This is a genomic window from Streptomyces sp. RP5T (assembly GCF_003933965.1).
GTDB lineage: Bacteria > Actinomycetota > Actinomycetes > Streptomycetales > Streptomycetaceae > Streptomyces.
Genome location: NZ_RSAJ01000655.1, coordinates 1 through 4,348 on the forward strand (window position 1 = coordinate 1; position 4,348 = coordinate 4,348).

At 71.3% G+C, this 4,348-nt stretch carries 4 protein-coding genes; 3 read left to right on the forward strand and 1 reads right to left on the reverse strand.

The features are described from left to right. A partial coding sequence (locus tag EHS43_RS38485) for a Na+/H+ antiporter (protein ID WP_125195235.1) occupies positions 1-1,566 on the reverse strand: 1,566 nt, incomplete at its 3' end. A gap of 85 nt (positions 1,567-1,651) precedes the next feature. Between EHS43_RS38485 and EHS43_RS38490 the strand changes: the two genes are divergently transcribed. From EHS43_RS38490 to EHS43_RS38500, 3 genes are all read left to right on the forward strand, one after another. Then, positions 1,652-1,912, forward strand: a complete 261-nt coding sequence (locus EHS43_RS38490) for a UBP-type zinc finger domain-containing protein (RefSeq protein WP_037712043.1) — start codon at positions 1,652-1,654, stop codon at positions 1,910-1,912. A 261-nt stretch (positions 1,913-2,173) separates the two neighbouring features. Next, a complete protein-coding gene (locus tag EHS43_RS38495) occupies positions 2,174-2,587 on the forward strand; it encodes an anti-sigma regulatory factor (protein ID WP_004925829.1) in 414 nt (137 codons plus the stop codon). Continuing rightward, positions 2,584-3,750 (forward strand): RNA polymerase sigma factor SigF, encoded by a 1,167-nt coding sequence (locus EHS43_RS38500; RefSeq protein ID WP_125195236.1) that lies wholly within the window; start codon positions 2,584-2,586, stop codon positions 3,748-3,750. The genes EHS43_RS38495 and EHS43_RS38500 overlap by 4 nt, the downstream gene beginning before the upstream one ends. Positions 3,751-4,348: the final 598 nt, after the last annotated feature.

Consider the following 4,348-nt stretch of genomic DNA (forward strand, 5'->3'; position numbering starts at 1 on the left):
CTCCAGGTCCAGCCTGCGCAGCAGGGTCCGCAGCATCTCGTCGTCGATGTAGCGCAGGTCCCGCAGCTTCACGAAGACCGCGCGCTCGGCGCCGATCATCTCCCGCGACAGCCTGCGGTAGGTGTCGTCGACGGTCTCGCCGGTGAGGGGGTTGGACTGGCCGAGACGTTCCCAGACGGCGTTGCGGCGACGCTCCAGGACCATGCGCAGGCGGTCGGCGAGCGGCGGCGGGAGGGCGTTGCGCTCGTCGGAGAGGAGTTCGTCCAGGCGGCGTTCGGCGGCCCGCGAGGCCTGTGCTTGGGCGTTGGCCTCGGCCAGGGTCTCGGCCTGCTGGTCGCGTCCGGGGAGCTTCAGCATGCGAATCAGCGGGGGCAGGGTGACGCCCTGGACGACGAGGGTGCCGATGACCGTCGTGAAGGTGAGGAAGAGGATCAGGTTGCGGCCCTCGAACGGCTCGCCGTCGTGCAGGTGCTCCGGGATCGAGAAGGCGATCGCCAGCGAGACCACGCCCCGCATTCCGGCCCAGGCGATGACGAACGGCCCCTTCCAGGTCGGGTTGTCCTCGCGCGCGCGGATCCGCGCGGACAGGATGCGCGGCAGGAAGGTCGCCGGGTAGACCCACACGAACCTCGACAGGACGACCACGAGGAAGACGGCGATCGCGTACCAGACGGCGGGGCCGCCCTCGTACTCCCCGAGCCCCTCCAGCACGACGGGCAGTTGCAGTCCGATGAGGGCGAAGACCGACGACTCAAGGACGAAGGCGACCATCTTCCAGACGGCGTCCTCCTGGAGGCGCGTCGCGAAGTCGACCTCCCACGCGCGGTGTCCGAGGAACAGGGCCACCACGACGACCGCGAGCACTCCGGAGGCGTGGAACTGCTCGGCCGCCGCGTAGGCGACGAACGGGATCAGCAGGGAGAGCGTGTTCTGGAGCAGCGGCTCCTTCAGGTGCGTGCGCAGCCAGTGGATCGGCACCATCAGCACCAGGCCGACCGCGACCCCGCCGACCGCCGCCAGCAGGAACTCGCCGATGCCGCCGGCCCAGGTGGCGCTCTCGCCGACGGCGGCCGCGAGCGCGACCCGGTAGGCGGTGATCGCGGTGGCGTCGTTCACCAGGGACTCGCCCTGGAGGATGGTCGTGATCCGGGAGGGCAGGCCCACGCGGCGTGCCACCGCCGTCGCCGCGACCGCGTCCGGCGGCGCCACCACCGCGCCCAGCACGAGTGCCCCGGTCAGCGAAAGCCCCGGCACGATTCGGTACGCCGCCCAGCCGACGACGAAGGTCGCGAAGAGCACGTATCCCACCGACAGCAGCGCCACGGGCCGCATCTGCGCCCTGAGGTCGAGATAGGAGCTGTCGGTGGCCGCGGAGTGCAGCAGCGGCGGCAGGATGAGGGGCAGGACCACGTCCGGGTCGAGCGTGTACTCGGGGACCCCGGGCAGGTACGAGATCAGCAGTCCCGCCGCCACCAGCAGCAGCGGCGCCGGGACAGGAGTGCGCCGGGCGGCCGCGGCGACGGCCGCGCTCCCCGCCACCAGCAACAGCAGTGGCATCACGTCCATGACCCTCGCCCGCCCTCGTTCATCGTCGTGCGCCCGCCCTCTTTTTCCGCGCGGCCGCCTGCGCGGCCGTCGTAACCTGGCAATCATGAAACAGTGCACGCACGCCGACGCGCTGCCGCACCCGGAGCCCGAGCCGCTCAGCGAGACGTGCCCGGAGTGCCTGAGGGACGGTACCCACCCCGTACAGCTGCGCCTGTGCCTGTCCTGCGGTCACGTCGGCTGCTGCGACTCCTCGCCGGGACAACACGCGACGAAGCACCACAAGGACTCCGACCACCCGATCATGCGGACCCACGAACCTGGCGAGAACTGGCGTTGGTGCTTCGTGGACCATGTCCTTGTGTGACCCTGGACCCCCGGGTTCCAGGACGGTTCGACCGTCTGACGTCTGGGTACGTCAACCCGGCGCGCGTTCTTCCCAATTGGAGCCGCAAACCCCCTAGACACGGAGCGTGTCCACAGGTTTACTGTGAGTGACGGCAAGGGGTTGGGGTCCCGGGGACAGGAAAGTCGAGAGCGCGGTAGCGTCACCGCTGAACCACACGTCGCGTTACTCCGGGGGGCGACCCTCGGCCCCCGTAAAGCTTGTACCACCTTGGAGGTGAGGGTGTCCCAGATCGCAGGCGAGCCCGCGACCCAGGACTTCGTGGAAGTCCGGCTGCCGGCCGCGGGTGCCTACCTGTCGGTGCTGCGGACGGCCACGGCCGGCCTCGCAGCCCGTTTGGACTTCACCCTCGACGAGATCGAGGACCTGCGCATCGCGGTGGACGAGGCCTGCGCGATCCTGCTCCAGCAGGCCGTGCCCGGCTCGGTGCTCAGCTGTGTCTTCCGACTCGTCGACGACTCGCTGGAGGTCACCGTCTCGGCCCCGACCACGGACGGTCACGCACCGTCACGAGACACTTTCGCCTGGACCGTTCTCTCGGCCCTCGCGGGCAAGGTCTCGTCGGCCGTGGACGAGGACAAGACCGTGTCGATCAGCCTCTACAAACAGCGCGGCGCGGGACCCGGGCCGGCGTGAGGAACGGGGACGGGCCGGTGCGGGACGAAGAGCGCGGCACACGACAGCTGCCGACCGAGGGCGGACACCGTCCTCCCTGCCCGAGCGGCGCCGACAGCCTGGGCGACGAAGGCCCCGGCGGTTCCCGTCGCATGGCGGACGGCATCGACGGCATCCCCGAGCAGGCCCGGCCGCATCCGGAGGAGGACGTCGTCGACACGACGGCGACCGGCCTCCTGGACGACGGGCAGCCTGAGCGGAAAGGTGCCGTGCAGGGTGCGCCTCCGGCAGGGCGGGCCGGGGTCATCCCGGTGCCGACGGAGGCGAGGGCTCGTGGAAGGGCGACGGGCGGGACGATGAGCGAGCACGAGCGAAACGCAGAGGACGGCCACGCGGGCGCGAACAACACGCCGGTCCCGCGGCACGACCCACAGGACCGCAGCGGGGCGCGCGCCCTGTTCGTCGAGCTGCGCGCGCTGAAGGACGGCAGCCCCGAGTACGCGGAGCTGCGCAATCAGCTGGTCCGGATGCACCTGCCGCTCGTCGAGCACCTCGCGCGTCGCTTCCGCAACCGCGGCGAGCCGCTGGACGACCTGACCCAGGTCGCCACCATCGGCCTGATCAAGTCGGTCGACCGCTTCGACCCGGACCGCGGCGTCGAGTTCTCGACGTACGCGACCCCCACGGTCGTCGGCGAGATCAAGCGCCACTTCCGCGACAAGGGCTGGGCGGTCCGCGTCCCGCGCAGGCTCCAGGAGCTGCGTCTCGCGCTCACCACGGCGACGGCGGAGCTCTCCCAGCTGCACGGCCGCTCCCCCACGGTTCACGAACTGGCCGAGAAGCTGGGCATCTCGGAGGAGGAGGTCCTGGAGGGCCTGGAGTCCGCCAACGCGTACTCCACGCTGTCCCTGGACGTCCCCGACACGGACGACGAGTCCCCGGCGGTGGCGGACACCCTCGGCGCGGAGGACGAGGCGCTGGAGGGCGTGGAGTACCGGGAGTCGCTGAAGCCGCTCCTGGAGGATCTCCCCCCTCGCGAGAAGCGAATCCTCCTCCTCCGCTTCTTCGGCAACATGACCCAGTCGCAGATCGCGCAGGAGGTGGGCATCTCCCAGATGCACGTCTCCCGCCTCCTGGCCCGCACCCTGGCCCAGCTCCGGGAGAAGCTGCTCGTGGAGGAGTAGACCTTCGGCCCCGTTCAGGCAGCCGCGAGTAGCCGACGCGTCGCGCCGACGCAGGCCCGGTGAGGTGGCGGCCCGCCTCGCCCCGGGGCCGGACGACGACCGTAGGGACAGAGCCCCGGCATCGGGACCAGGCCGAGCCCCGACACCCTGCCGTCCGAGACACGACCGTCGCTGGAGCCTGCCCCAGCGCCCGATGGTCCTACGGCTACCCCCGCCCTCCGGCCCTACGCCCACTACCCGCGCTCGGGGCCGGCGGCCCTCGCACTCCGCCGGAGCCGCGCCCGGTGCTCGGGCGAGACGCCTCCGGCTGAACCTGAAGTAACAGTTAGGGCGATGCGGCCACCCGCCACTCACCCGCGGCCCCTCGTCGCCACCGGCGCAGACCGGCAACCACCGGCTCCCTTCCGGAGCCCGGCGCCGGCTCTGCTACTGACCGTCCTGTGCCCGTCCCGGTCCCCTGATCCCGAGCGCCTGGGTCGTCGCGGGGTTGATCAGGAGGATCAGCGCGGCCACCGCGACGACCGCGAGGGCGATGCCCGCCGGGATCGCCACGCTGTCGGCCTGGAGGAGGTTGTAGGCGACGGGCAGGGCCATGATC

Bases quoted from the DNA above. Each gene is read 5' to 3' on its own strand.
- EHS43_RS38490 (WP_037712043.1), top strand. From the start codon at position 1,652: ATGAAACAGTGCACGCACGCCGACGCGCTGCCGCACCCGGAGCCCGAG.